12 protein-coding genes are annotated in these 14,483 nt (G+C 34.9%); 8 read left to right on the forward strand and 4 right to left on the reverse strand.

Annotation, left to right across the window (positions count from 1 at the left end; all coding sequences use genetic code 11):
- Positions 1 to 194: 194 nt before the first annotated feature.
- The 5 genes from J3U24_RS06485 to csdE all read left to right on the forward strand — a co-directional run bounded on the left by J3U24_RS06485 (position 195) and on the right by csdE (position 4,969).
- Positions 195 to 1,145 carry a tetratricopeptide repeat protein gene (locus tag J3U24_RS06485; protein WP_267337268.1) on the forward strand — a complete coding sequence of 317 codons (951 nt, stop codon included), beginning with the start codon at positions 195 to 197 and terminating at the stop codon, positions 1,143 to 1,145.
- Between the two features lie 195 nt (positions 1,146 to 1,340).
- Positions 1,341 to 2,336 (forward strand): ubiquinone anaerobic biosynthesis protein UbiU, encoded by a 996-nt coding sequence (ubiU, locus tag J3U24_RS06490; RefSeq protein ID WP_065563761.1) that lies wholly within the window; start codon positions 1,341 to 1,343, stop codon positions 2,334 to 2,336.
- Between the two features lie 120 nt (positions 2,337 to 2,456).
- Positions 2,457 to 3,335, forward strand: coding sequence for a U32 family peptidase (locus J3U24_RS06495; protein ID WP_220225322.1), 879 nt, complete (start codon positions 2,457 to 2,459; stop codon positions 3,333 to 3,335).
- On the forward strand, positions 3,292 to 4,506 hold the full coding sequence (csdA, locus tag J3U24_RS06500) for a cysteine desulfurase CsdA (protein ID WP_267337267.1): 1,215 nt from the start codon (positions 3,292 to 3,294) through the stop codon (positions 4,504 to 4,506). The genes J3U24_RS06495 and csdA overlap by 44 nt, the downstream gene beginning before the upstream one ends.
- A 52-nt stretch (positions 4,507 to 4,558) precedes the next feature.
- Positions 4,559 to 4,969, forward strand: a complete 411-nt coding sequence (csdE, locus tag J3U24_RS06505; RefSeq protein WP_267337265.1) for a cysteine desulfurase sulfur acceptor subunit CsdE — start codon at positions 4,559 to 4,561, stop codon at positions 4,967 to 4,969.
- Positions 4,970 to 4,995: 26 nt separating this feature from the next.
- Here csdE and dolP read toward each other — a convergent pair whose 3' ends face one another.
- Entirely contained in the window at positions 4,996 to 5,568 is a 573-nt protein-coding gene (gene dolP, locus J3U24_RS06510; RefSeq protein ID WP_267337263.1) for a division/outer membrane stress-associated lipid-binding lipoprotein, read from the reverse strand.
- A gap of 243 nt (positions 5,569 to 5,811) precedes the next feature.
- Between dolP and J3U24_RS06515 the strand changes: the two genes are divergently transcribed.
- Together J3U24_RS06515 and J3U24_RS06520 are read left to right on the forward strand one after the other, a co-directional pair.
- Positions 5,812 to 6,510: a DUF1266 domain-containing protein gene (locus J3U24_RS06515; protein ID WP_065563765.1), complete on the forward strand. Its 699-nt coding sequence runs from the start codon at positions 5,812 to 5,814 to the stop codon at positions 6,508 to 6,510.
- Positions 6,507 to 9,122, forward strand: coding sequence for a J domain-containing protein (locus J3U24_RS06520; RefSeq protein WP_267337261.1), 2,616 nt, complete (start codon positions 6,507 to 6,509; stop codon positions 9,120 to 9,122). Before J3U24_RS06515 ends, J3U24_RS06520 begins: the two co-directional genes overlap by 4 nt.
- 93 nt (positions 9,123 to 9,215) lie before the next feature.
- On the opposite strand, the gene J3U24_RS06525 is transcribed toward J3U24_RS06520, so the two are convergent.
- The 3 genes from J3U24_RS06525 to xthA form a co-directional block, all read right to left on the reverse strand.
- Complete coding sequence (locus tag J3U24_RS06525) at positions 9,216 to 10,892, reverse strand: molecular chaperone HscC (RefSeq protein WP_267337259.1); 1,677 nt, start codon at positions 10,890 to 10,892, stop codon at positions 9,216 to 9,218.
- 109 nt (positions 10,893 to 11,001) lie between these two features.
- Positions 11,002 to 12,345, reverse strand: coding sequence for an exodeoxyribonuclease VII large subunit (xseA, locus tag J3U24_RS06530; protein WP_267337258.1), 1,344 nt, complete (start codon positions 12,343 to 12,345; stop codon positions 11,002 to 11,004).
- Between the two features lie 18 nt (positions 12,346 to 12,363).
- The gene (xthA, locus tag J3U24_RS06535; protein WP_065563846.1) at positions 12,364 to 13,170 is read right to left on the reverse strand and encodes an exodeoxyribonuclease III; all 807 of its coding nucleotides are present in this window, start codon (positions 13,168 to 13,170) and stop codon (positions 12,364 to 12,366) included.
- 114 nt (positions 13,171 to 13,284) lie between these two features.
- On the opposite strand from xthA, the gene tyrA reads away from it, so the two are divergent.
- Positions 13,285 to 14,406 (forward strand): bifunctional chorismate mutase/prephenate dehydrogenase, encoded by a 1,122-nt coding sequence (tyrA, locus tag J3U24_RS06540; protein WP_267337257.1) that lies wholly within the window; start codon positions 13,285 to 13,287, stop codon positions 14,404 to 14,406.
- Positions 14,407 to 14,483: the final 77 nt, after the last annotated feature.

A 14,483-nucleotide genomic window follows, 5' to 3' on the forward strand; every position in this document is an offset into this window, starting at 1 on the left:
AGTTACCTTTAATGGTCAGATGTGGTCTCTGGTTGATTTTAGCTTAGAATGGAATCCTAACCATAGTTAACTTTCATAAAACCTTATCCGCTCAAGCCACCAACCGCAAGACTCTTACTTTTAACGATTATGCTCAATTATTAGTGAAATTTGCTACAATGCAATTACTTTATGTTTTTTAGGAGGAAAAACGGATGAAGAAATTAATATTTATTATGTGCTTATTTCTTTCTGTTAATATGCCTTTCTTCGCTTATGGAAATCAAGAGTTGGATTATCAGAAAGAGTACAAAAAAGCTACAACCCAAAATGATGCAGAGGCGCAATTTCGTATAGGTTATATGTATGAAAAAGGCATTGAGGTTGAGCAAAGTTATACCAAAGCTGTTCAATGGTATGAAAAAGCCGTAAAACAAAATAATGAAAATGCCTCAGTATACTTAGGTTCATTGTATTTAAATGGTTTAGGGGTAGATCAAGATTTAAATAAAGCCAAAAAACTGATTGAAAAAGGTGCATTGAACGGTAACAGCAGTGGCGAGTTTTATATGGGGCTTTTTTATGAAATAATGGCTCGAAATTCCCAAGTAAAAGGCATAGAAGCAAATTTAAATAATGACGAAATAAATAAGAATTATGTTATGGCTCGAAAGTGGTATGAGAAAGCCTTGAAACATGGTGAGCCTGCAGCAGCCGGAAATTTGGGCGTTTTCTATCAAGATGGAAAAGGTGTTAAACCAGACGAAGTCAAAGCCAGAAAATATTATGAACAAGGCGCAAAGGGAAATGCAATTGTGTCTAAAAATAATTTAGCCAACTTGTATTATCTGGGAAAAGGTGGTTTAAAACAAGATTATATAAAAGGTAGAAAATTAGATGAAGATGCGGCTAAGCAAGGGTACGTTTATTCGCAATTTAATTTAGGTTGGCTCTATTTTAACGGTAATGGCGTTAAACAAGATTATCAAGAAGCAAAAAAGTGGTTTGAGCTTGCTGCAGAGCAAAATAGTGGTGAAGCACAATATTATTTAGGTCTTATATATCAACTGGGGCTAGGGGTAGAAAAAGATATAAACACGGCTAAACATTACTTTAAGTTATCTTGCCAAAATATTGGTGATGAAGATGCTTGCCAATTACAATAATTTGCATCTTAAGTGATATAACCACCTTGATTATTTTGCTATCAAAAGTTATATAATTAAGGTGTGCTTCTTTTTTCTAAAAAGAATTTATGACCTGCCACAATTTAGCATTTTACGGCTTATTATTCGCATTAAATTAGGAATTATTGCATAATATATGGCGTATAAAATACCGAACTTAAGTTAGGAATAATTATGGAACTTCTTTGCCCCGCTGGCTCATTACCATCCCTAAAAGTGGCGATTGATAATGGAGCTGATGCTGTCTATATTGGTTTAAAAGATGATACCAATGCTCGCCATTTTGCTGGTTTAAATTTTAATGAAAAGCGACTTGTTGAAGCATCAGATTATGTTCACAAGCGCGGTAAAAAATTACATATAGCTATTAATACCTTTGCTCATCCTGAAAACTTTGAGCGATGGCAATATGCTGTTGATACTGCAGCTAACATTGGTGCTGATGCTTTAATCATTGCTGATTTAGCGATGCTTGATTATGCTGCTGAGAAGTATCCGAACCTTGAACGTCATGTCTCAGTGCAAGCCTCATCAACTAATGAGGAGTCAATTAAGTTTTATTATAATAACTTTCAGGTGCATCGTATTGTTTTACCTCGTGTGTTATCTATGCATCAAGTTAAACAGTTATCACAAGTATCACCCGTGCCTTTAGAGGTTTTTGCGTTTGGTAGTTTATGTATTATGGCGGAAGGTCGCTGTTATTTATCTTCATACCTAACAGGTGAATCGCCAAATACTGTTGGCGCTTGCTCTCCTGCAAAATTTGTCCGTTGGGAAGAGACCGATAAAGGGCTTGAATCAAGACTCAACAATGTTTTAATTGATTGTCATAAACAAGGTGAAAATGCTGGGTATCCAACACTTTGTAAGGGACGTTATTTTGTTGGAAATACACTTTATCATCCAATTGAAGAGCCAACCAGTTTAAATACAATTGAACTATTACCGGAGCTTTTTGCTGCAAATATCGCTTCCGTTAAAATTGAAGGAAGGCAACGCAGTCCAGCTTATGTAGAACAAGTCACAAAAGTATGGAGACAAGCTATTGATCGCTATAAAGCGAATCCACAAGCATTCCAAGCTGAAAAGAATTGGATGGATACCTTGGGCTCTGTTTCAGAAGGGACTCAAACAACTTTAGGTGCTTATCACCGTAAATGGCAATAATTGGTCAGCATTGATATTGAAATTTTAAAATAAAATAAACATATAATAATCTTAGTAGTTTTCAATATTAATGTGCTAGCCAATTGACTATTCAAGAATTTAAATATAGTGAGCAAAACTATGAAATATGCATTAGGACCAGTGCTTTATTATTGGCCTAAAATCGAAACTGAATCTTTTTATCAAGCCGCTAAAGATAGTGAAGCTGATATCATTTATATGGGCGAAACGGTATGCACCAAACGCCGTGAAATGAAAGTACCTAATTGGTTAGATTTAGCCAAAGAAATTGCTAAGTCTGGTAAACAAGTAGTACTCTCTACCCTTGCGTTACTGGAAGCGCCATCAGAACTGAACGATTTAAGACAATTAGTAAATAATGGTGACTTTTTAGTTGAAGCTAATGATTTGGCTGCCATTAATATTGCCCACGATAATAAAGTTCCTTTCGTCGCTGGCCCAGCGATTAACTGTTACAACGCATTTACGCTAAAATTATTACAAAAACAAGGTATGGTGCGGTGGTGTATGCCTGTTGAACTGTCTCGTGATTGGTTAAATAATGTTCTCAACCAATTTGATTCTTTAAAAATTGATCGTAAATTTGAGGTTGAAGTGTTTAGTTATGGTTATTTGCCATTAGCTTATTCTGCTCGTTGTTTTACAGCCAGATCAGAAGATAGACCAAAAGATAAATGTGAAACCTGTTGTATAAAATATCCTGTAGGACGAGAAGTGTTTTCTCAAGAACAACAAAAGGTGTTTGTACTAAATGGCATTCAAACCCAAAGTGGTTATTGTTACAATTTAGGTAATAATCTGAAAGATATGAAAGGGTTAGTCGATATTGTGCGTATTTCACCACTTGGTATTGAAACGCTTGATGTAGTTAAACAATTTAAAGCCAATGAAGACGGCACAAACCCATTACATATTGAACATAAACGAGACTGTAATGGTTATTGGAATGGGATTGCTGGACTTGAACTTACACAATAAACTACCTGAAAAATTTAGAGCAGATTTCCCCGCTCTAAGTAACTCTGTTTATCTTGATTCGGCTGCTACTGCGTTAAAACCGCAAACTATGATTGATACAACGGTTGAATATTATGCACATAATACCGCAACCGCACAGCGCAGTTTACACCAAGATGCACTAAAAGTTACCACAGCGATTAGTGAAGCTCGGCAAAGTGTGGCTAAGTTTATTCATAGTCAATCAAGCCATCAAATTGTTTGGACTCGTGGAACCACCGAATCAATAAATATAATTGCGCAAAGTTATGCTAGACCTTTATTACAGGCCGATGATGAAATAATTGTCAGCGAATTAGAGCACCATAGCAACCTATTACCTTGGCTAATCGTAGCCAAACAAACTGGTGCAAAGGTAATTAAGTGGACTGCCGATGTTAATGAACTTTCATCATTACTATCACCCAAAACTAAAATTGTGGCTATAACCCAGATGTCTAATGTTACTGGCTTTTGCCCAGATTTAGTTAAAATTAGTCAATTAGTCCATCAGCATAATGCCATTTTAGTGATAGATGGTGCACAAGGTGTTGTTCATCAGCCAATTGATGTTGAAAAGCTAGATATCGATTTTTACGCTTTTTCTGCCCATAAGTTATATGGCCCAACAGGGCTTGGCGTTCTATATGGAAAACAACATTTATTAGAACAGATGGACGTTTGGCAAGGTGGCGGAAAAATGTTGAAAAATACAACATTTTCAGATTTTGAAGTCGAAGATTTGCCTTATAAATTCGAAGCTGGTACCCAAAATATTGCAGGAATACTTGGTTTTAAAGCAACATTAGATTGGCTAAAAAAATGGGATGAAGCACAATTAAATGGTTATATAACACAATTGGCAAATTACGCTGAATCAAAATTAAGTAAATTGAACCATATCCAATTCTACAGTGTTAAAAATAGTCCAATAATTAGCTTTAATATGCATAACATTCATCATAATGATATCGCTATTTTATTAAGTGAACAAAACATAGCAATTCGAACAGGTGGATTATGTGCAAAGCCGTTGATGGATAAACTTGGCTGTCATGGGGTTATTCGCATTTCAATAATGCCATATAATAATCAGCAAGACATTGATAGTTTTGTTACAGCACTGAAAAATGCTATTGAGGTATTAACTTAGGATTTTACGCTAATCGCTTATCTTTTATCTCTAATTACTAACTGGTTTTATTATGTTATCACCACTATTTGAACTATTTTCTAAGCAACATAATTGGCAAGATCGTTATCGGCAATTAATTGCTTTATCAAAGCAATTACCAGCGTTTCCTGATGACCAAAAAACTGAGGCTAATCAGATTGATGGCTGTGAAAATCGAGTATGGTTAACAGTCAAAAAACAACCTGATGATTCATTTATTTTTCAAGGTGACAGCGAAGGTCGAATTGTTAAAGGATTGCTCGCTGTTTTAATTATGATTGCCAATAATAAAAATGCAGAACAAATTAAGGCTCTTGATTTTCACGCGATATTAAATCAGTTAAAAATTATTGATGAATTGAGTCAATCCAGGCAGCAAGGATTAGATAAAATGATTGAACGAATTAAATTGTTAACTAATGATGTAAAAAAAGGAGAATAAATTCTCCTTTTTTTAATTACTTATGATTAGCGTTGGGTAAATAACGTAATAACTTTTTTCACGCCAGCAACTTTACTTGCAACATTAGCGGCTTCTTGCCCTTCTTCACTGGTAACAATGCCAATTAAAAACACTTCACCATTTTCAGTCACCACTTTGATATTACGTGCTTTTGTTTTGGAATTTATGACAAGTTGCGATTTAACTTTTGTTGTTATCCACATATCATTACTGATAGTTCCAGCACCGACAGGCTCACCTGAGCGAATTTGGTTATAAACTTTCTTCACACCTTCAACTTGATATGCAAGACGTTCAGCCTTTTCAATTTGTTCTGCATTCGCTTGGCCAGTTAAAATAATATTGCCATCATAGGTACTTGAGGAAATACGAGAGCCTATAAAGAAAGGACCATTTTCGCTTAGCTTATTATTCATTCTGGTATTGAGCGTTGTATCATCAACTTGCGTTCCAGTAGTACGTGGATCGGTTGCAACTTTTGCTGTAGCGCCAGCGCCGACACCAATAACAGCCGCTACACAACCTTGTAGCATTAAAGCACCCGATACTAATACAGCAACTAAGACAATTTTTTTCATTATTACTCCTTTTATTTACAGCTCAGTAAAATTCAAATACTGATAAATTCTTTTTATTATGCCTTGTAGATAATGATTTGCAAAATAATTTTATTATTCTGAAATGTAAAAGTTATTTGATTATTTTTAATTAACATATCTCAATAAAGCAATTACTCTACTTGTTAAAACAAACATTTATTTTTCTATAAAATCTGCTATCTTTTTACACAGATTAATAATAAACATTAACAGAGTTAAGCTATGCATCAAGATTGTATCGATTGGTTATTTGGATTATCTGCACCAATGGTTGCATTAAATAAAGAAGAAGGCGCAAGTTATACCTCACCTTATTTTTATCCAGAACGAAATTATACTGATATGAAAAAAGACTGGGGCATTGACTCTCGAGAAAGCCTATTATCAATGATTTTTGATATGGTTGATGATGGTCATGCGCCGGCTTTATCTAAACACTATTTTATGTACCCAAGATTAACCGCTCCTCATTGGCTTAAATATATTGAAAAACACTGCGATTACGATAAAGTCTTAATTGAATATGTAGAAAAAACCTATTCCGAGTGTGGTGTTGGTGGCATACGTAGCTTTGATTATGCAAGAATGGGCTATCTATTACGCAATGGCACCAGCAATATGTTCATTACTGAAGATGAAGCACTATGGATTTTTTATAGAATAGCGCTACGAGCTCAGCACTATTATTCATCTTGGCAAAGCTATTTTTCAGGATGGTTTATTGGGTATCAATATTGGGAATCATTATCCAATAAAGAAGATTTAGAGCAGCTACGTTGCGAATTATGTCGCTCATCGCGTAATTGGACTATGTCCAAGTTATATTCCAATGAAGACTCCCCCTATCATCACTTACCTTGGTATATCGAACTTGAAGAAATAGAAAAACCACAATCTTTAATGGAGTATGCTTGGTCATGAATAATAATTTTTGGCAATTATTGGGTATTGATAAAACCATTGATATAACAGAAATTCGTAATGCTTATCGAGCAAAACTTCCGCAATATCACCCCGAAACAGATCCAGTAGGCTTCAAAGCTTTACGGGAAGCTTATGAATTGGCGATGCAATACGCAAAGTCACCAGAAGAAACAGATGAACAGTCCAATCAAGAGCAAGAGGAAGTAAGCATTACCGAAGAAGAACGCCAAGTTAAAGAGATCTGTGACAATTATCAAGCATTACTAGATGATCCTGCTCGCTGCAATGATGTTGATGAATGGCAAAAGTTTATTGCCTCCTTTTTTGATTACCCAATGTCTGTATTAGATATTGCCAAATGGAAAATGTTAGATATCAGTTATGATACATTAACCATATCACTTAATTGCGTAAAAATATTGGCAGAAAATTTACGTTGGCGCCAACAAGTGATGGATCACTATCCTGATAAGATTGAAATGTACGAGAATTTTTTCGATCACATTGAACGAGGTGATTTGTTTGACTATAACTGCCTACCTAAAAATAATAAAGCAGTACAAAATGAAACTATCAATTATGTGCGTAATGCGCAATGGATTTTTTGGGATAAACCTTATAAGGAATTAAATAAGTATTTTTCTATTCATACTGTGATTTACTTACCCAATAACCAGGAATTGATGGAAGATTTAGCTAATTGGCATAGCTTTGCTAAAGTGAAAAATAAAAGTTTATTAGAGTATGCTTTAACTCGCATCGCTAATTCCAATCAAGATGAAGCTAATCAATGGAAAGTTGTTGCAGCAATACAATACTCTTTACTTGAAGATGAAGAAAATGCCTTTCAATTCTGGATAGAGTTATATCATTTACCACAATATCAAGAGCAAGCTACTATTTGGTTAATTGAGTGGTGTACCAAAAACCATCAAAATTATTTACCTTTACTGCTCCTTGCACTTAATCAATCACATTGTCTACCCGCTGAAACTGATAATAAATATTTATATGCGATACCCCAGCTTACTACATCTACAAACTCGCGATTGTTTAAATTAAAAATAGAAGATTACCCAGAAGAAATTGCTAATGTTATTAGATGGGCAACTGATATTAATTGGAATTATCGCCAAGTGTTATATACATTATTACATGATGATGGAACCAGTAGCTTTTATCGCTTATATCGTCATGCAATTATGTTACGACACGGTAATGAAACATTATTACATGCAATCTTAAATGATCACTTTGAAGATCAATTTGAACAATTTATCTTACAAAATCTACAACGCCAGGCTAAACAGCACCTTGAATGGCTAACAAAACTTTCACCAGTCCAAGAATTTAAAGCTTGGTTATATTATGATGATACTATTATTCCAACTAAGTTTGACCCAGATGAAAATGGTGAATATGTTTTATTTGGTCGTTTATGGCTAGATAGATTCGATGATATTCCAGACACAGCTAAACTAAATTTATATAGAAATATTAACTATCGCAATATGGAGATGTTTGACTGGCCAATATATTTTCATTTCAGAGGGCGAGATAATTTACCCAAATTACCAGTCGAGTTAATTACTGATAATAAAGATGCATATTGGCAATGGTATCGTCATTGTCTATTGGTCGTGACTATTGGTAATTCGCCGTTTAAAGCTGCAAATTTCATTAGGAAAAATAATCAGTTATTTCATTTGCCTGATGATGATCAACTCACACCACTACTAAATACTTTTAAGTCTAATGAATGGCAAAATGAAGTTGAGTTATATAATCTGATCGATTGTAATAACAAGTTAACTAGTAGTATGTTATGTAATTACCCTAATGCCATTGAATATTTTATTGATATACCTGAGGATGTTAATTTTACCGATATCAAACAAAATATAGATCAATTATGGCAAGCTAAATTAGCTAACCACTCACCAGCATATTTAATGCTACTCCATACAATAATCTTAAATAAACTGAATCAAAAAGAGGAGTTACATCAGGTCTTACAAAAATTAGCTGGTGATGATGAAGCATTGCAACAATTAGCTAAAGCATTTGAGAACAAACTATCAATCTCCTCCTCATTTAGGAAAGAAAATCGTGATATTTATCAATTATTAAACCAATTGAAAGCCCTTAATGAAAATTTATCTGAAGATAATATGATTTTTAATGATGATAAAAGTAATAAATTGGAGAATATTAGAAGTGATACGGATAATGATCTAATATTACGTTTATGCTCTACACTGCTTCTAGCAAAAAATATTGAAAATCAAAAAAATCTTGAAGCAAAATCACTGCCTAAAAATAAATCGCATCAAATATGGCGTTGGAATGGTCGAACCAATGGCAAAGGTTTTTATAATCAAATATGTTGCGTCACCACGATATTAAGTTTTTTGATAATAAAGTTAAGTGGGGTGAAATCATCTCATCATATGATTTACTATATATTATTTGCATTAATTATAATTAATATTATTTTTGCAATTAGGCGACGTTCAAATGATGCATATAGTAGCGGAAAATATCGTCTATCTATTTTCTCTCCCTCAATTAATCAAACTAATCGCTATGGACCACCATTAGATAGCTAAGCAAAGATACGGCTTATACTATTTCCGTTGTGTACTATCCCCTTTGAAAAGATATTTAATTATGACCAAAGGGGATTTTTTAAATCTATCTGATTATCGATTAAGATCGTTAAGATTCGATTCAATTTCGCTTCGAACCTGTTCTATCTCTTCAAGATTTTGCTGATTTAAGACTTCCATAAAAGCTTCGATATAAGAACCAATGAGTAGTCGTTCATCACCCAATGATTGTGCCCATGCTCGCTCTAACCTTGCTAATAATGTACGATTTAACATTTCATCACGAGGATGAATTTTAAGTGCCGCTAATCGGTCATGGCTTTCTTGTTTTTGTTTATCGGTTAATCCAATCGGACTGTGATCAATCACTTTACCATGCAATGCCCCTGTTTCAAGTAATACCACGTCGACTTCAAGCAAACCATTTAAATCATAACTAAAGCGAACATCAATACCTTGTATTTTTTCCATAGGTGTGACGGGCACTTCAAATTCATCAATTAAAACGTTATTTTCAACCTTTGGATTCTCACCTTGATAAACAGAAAGCATAATACTTTTTTGTTGAGGGTATGAAGTGTAAAACGTTTTTACCTTTGAAGTTGGAACTATCGTATTACGCTCAATAATTGGCGAAAATAACCCTTTAATATTACCCGAAGAAATTTCAATACCAAGTGTATATGGGCAAACATCGGTTAGAATAACCTCTTCAACATCGGCATTTCGCAAACGACATGCCGCCTGAACAGCTGCACCTTGTGCAACAATAGTAGTTGGATTGATATGACGATAAGGCAGTTTACCAAATAACTTTGTCACTAATTCACGAACCACACCTAATTGCGATGAACCACCAACTAAAACAATATGTTCGAGTTCATTGGCCTTTAAGCGAGCATCACTTAATGCTTGTTCAACTGGCGCTCGTAATCGATTGAGTAATGGCAACCAAATCGACTTAGCTCTTACTTCATTTAATGAAAATTGCCATTGCTTATCTTGCCAAAACCATGTCAAATTATGCATTTGCTCGCCACTTAGCTTACATTTTAATTGTTCAGCTAAATCCAATAAACGCGCATAATCATCGACAGGAATATCTTCTTGCTTAAGTTCCCATTCACTCAAACATGCTTTAACTATTTCATGGGTAAAATCTTCACCGCCTAAGTAGTTATCGCCTGCTGATGCATGAACCTCAATGATTGGCATTGCATATTCCAATACTGTCACATCAAATGTGCCACCACCTAAGTCAAAAACCAGCGTATTTCCTGATTGTTCTTCATGTAATCCATACGCCATTGAAGCAGCGGTGGGCTCATTGATTAGACGGACTGCGTTTAATCCTGCAAGCTCAGCAGCAAAGCGAGTTTGTTTACGCTGTTCGTCATTAAAATAAGCGGGAACGGAAATCACGACATCACGAATTTCTTGTTTCAAGAAAGCTTCAGCATCCGCTTTTAATGATTTTAAAACTAGTGCTGAAAGTTCTGTTGGGGTAAATTTTTTATCACCCAACTCAAAAACTTTACTTGAACCTAAAAAACGTTTGAATGCTGCTGCACTACGACTAGGATGAGTAGTTAAACGAGATAAAGCCGCATGACCAACCAAAATGGTATTATCTTCATCAATGCTGACAGCTGAAGGAGTAACAACTTCACCTATTGAATTGGGAATTAGTGTCGGCTGGCCGTTTTGCCAAACACAAATTAAACTATTGGTAGTACCTAAATCAATACCTATTGGAGGATGTATAACCACTTTATTCTCTTAGTATTTTCCAACATGTCAGATATTATATCCTTAATACTATTTGAGGTGCAATTTTATCCAATGTGTTGAGCTAAACATTATTGAAAAAAGAGCAGTTTTACTTATTTTTTTTATCTATCTCAACAATTTGGCTGATTAATTTACCTGTCTTAAGCTGGGTTAAAATAAAGTCACCAATAGACACTTGTTCAACCGTTCTTATCACTTGTTGTTGCTGGTTAGTTGTTACAGAATAACCACGATCTAAAGTAGCAAGTGGACTAACACTATTAAGCTGAGATGTTTTTAATACAAATTCATGCTTAGCATCCGTTAACCTTTTTTGAACCAGATTAATCAGTTGTTGCTGTTTTCTCTCTAGGTTTTGACCATAATAGAGCACTTTATGTTGTGGTGAAACACGTAACAAATATTTATCCAGCACATTATGACGATAGGATTGTTTAGATAAATAGTGCTGCATATTTTCAAATAAAGCATGACGACTGGTTAATAAACGATTTAATTGCTTAGATAATTTAGTTTGAGGATGTTGTGATTGCAATCGTTGATAACGCTTATTTAATAATTCTCGTCGACGTACTAAATAGTAATCAATCGCCATACATAAGTATTGTTCTTGAACTTGTAAACTTTTTATCTGCTCTAGCTTATCCCGGCTAACCAACTCAGCTGCTGCCGATGGGGTAGCTGCGCGCACATCAGCAACAAAGTCAGCAATGGTGAAATCAACTTCATGACCAACAGCACTAATAATAGGTAATTGACTAGCAAAAATAGCTCTGGCTAAAAGCTCCTCATTAAATGACCAAAGATCTTCAAGCGATCCCCCTCCTCGCCCAACAATTAAAACATCACATTCTTGGCGAATATTTGCGATTTGAATCATTCTGGCAATTTGTGCCGCAGCTTCGGTACCTTGTACCGACGTTGGGTAAATAATCAAATTCAGACTTGGATCGCGCCGGTTTAATATCTGACAAATATCATGTAGTGCTGCACCTGTTGACGAAGTAATAATCCCAACCGTACGAATATTATCAGGTAACGACTTTTTATAAATCGGATCAAACAATCCTTCTTCTGACAGTTTTTGCTTTAGTTGCTCAAATTTTTGTTGTAACAAACCAGCACCAGCCGGTTGCAATTGATTAATAACCAATTGATAATCACCACGTGCTTCATAAAGAGTTACCGAGGCATTAACTAAAACTTGTTGACCATTTTGAGGGGTAAATCCCGTACGATAATTATTATTACGAAACATGGCACAGCGCACTTGCGCAATATCATCTTTCAAAGTGAAATACCAATGACCTGAAGCTGGGCGAGAAAAATTGGAAATTTCACCAACTAACCAAACTTGCCCAATAGCATCAGAAAGCAAATCTCTAACTATTTGATTAAGATCTTTTACCGATAAAATCGAACTATTGTGCATACTATTATCCTAACAAGTTTAATCTAAATCAAAGTCGGCCCAAATTGGCGCATGATCGGAAGGTTTTTCCATACCACGAATATCGTAATCAATACCGGTTTCACCGCAATATTGCATAAGTTTTTCACTAGCTAAAATAAGATCGATTCTTAATCCAGTTTTTACACTAAAACCTCTGGAACGATAATCAAACCAAGAAAATCTCTGTGTATCTGGATTGGCATGACGGTAAGTATCAGTATAACCTGCTGCCATTAAATTATTTATCCATTCACGCTCTTCAGGTAAAAAAGAGCATTTACCCGCACTTAACCACCGTTTGCGGTTATTTTCATTAATCCCAATATCTAAATCAGTTGGACAAATATTCATATCACCCATAATGAGTGATAATTGGCTATTCAGCTGTCGATCCTGTATATATTCAATTAAATCTTGATAAAATTTACGCTTAGCTGGATATTTAATTTCATTATGCAAACTTTCACCTTGCGGGAAATAACCATTAATGACGGTTAAATTACCTTTGCTAGTAGGAAACTCAGCTACCATTAATCGACATTGAGCACCATCTTCATCGGTCGGAAACCCACACTCGACCGACAACGGTTTTTGCTTAGTCAATAAGGCTACACCATAATAACCTTTTTGACCGTGATAATATAAATGATAGCCAAATTGCTTAAGTTCTTCGATTGGAAATTGGTCATTATGAACTTTAGTCTCTTGTAAACCAATGATATCGGGCTGATGTCTTTCAATAATCGCAGCTAATTGATGGATTCGAATACGAATACTATTAATATTAAAAGATAAAACTTTAATCATAAATTTATTGTATTTGATTTAATTTTGCAATTGACCCATGCTACCAAAAATACGTTATACTGTTAAGCAATTACAGCGAAAGCTATAACTAGTGATTAAAGGATCAACAATATGTCTAAGGAATTACTTTCATTGCGTCATAAAATTGATGAAGTCGACAAATCAATTTTAGCTTTAATTAGTCAACGACTAGCATTAGTTGCTGAAGTTGGTGAGGTAAAAAGCGAGCATGGAATTCCGATTTATGATCCTAAACGTGAAGCCGATATGTTAGCTAAACGTAAACAAGAAGCCGAAAATTTAGGTATATCACCCGCCTTAATTGAGGATATTTTACGCCGATTAATGCGTGAGTCCTATATCAGTGAAAACGACAAAGGTTTTAAAAAAGTTTACAACGGCAAAGGCTCAATTGTCATCATTGGTGGTAATGGACAAATGGGTAGATTATTTGCCAAACTATTTACCCTATCAGGTTATGAAGTTAAAACCTTAGGTTCCAAAACCATGCATCAAGCAGCCGAAGTTGTCGCTGATGCCGCTGCCGTTATTGTTACAGTACCTATCAACAAAACATGCGAAATCATTGAACAATTACCACCGTTACCTAAAGATTGCATTTTAACCGATTTTACATCAATCAAAGTCAAACCTTTACAAGCCATGCTAGCCAAACACGCGGGGCCTGTGGTTGGATTGCATCCCATGTTTGGTCCGGACGTGCCAAATTTAGCCAAACAAGTCATTGTCTACTGCCAAGGTCGATATCCTGAACAATATCAATGGTTAATTGAACAGATGCGAATTTGGGGAGCCAATTTGTGCGCGATTGATGCCAAAGAGCATGACAAATGTATGTCGTTTATTCAAGCATTACGCCATTTTACTTCGTTCTCATATGGTGTAAATTTACAACGAGAACATGCTGATTTAGAACAATTAATTACCTTATCATCACCTATTTATCGCTTGGAGTTAATGATGGTTGGTCGCTTATTTGCTCAAGATCCCGTTCTTTATGCCGATATCATCATGGCGTCAGATGAAAATATTGAGTTAATCAAACGCTATTATGAATGTTTTGGGCAAATGGTTAAATTAATTGAACAACGAGATAAAGCTAAATTCATTGAAAATTTTAATGAAGTAACTAAATGGTTTGGCAGTTATGCTGAACGTTTTATAAAAGAGAGCCAAGTATTATTAAAATTTGCTAATGACAATCGAGAATAATTTTACTTCGCTTCCTTTTATAGGATAAAAAACGACTTATAAGAAAGGCAATTGGTCAAATAAAAAACTTTAGTATG

Origin of the sequence: Gilliamella sp. B2785, from assembly GCF_026537005.1 — a bacterium.
GTDB classification, from domain to species: domain Bacteria; phylum Pseudomonadota; class Gammaproteobacteria; order Enterobacterales; family Orbaceae; genus Gilliamella; species Gilliamella apicola_E.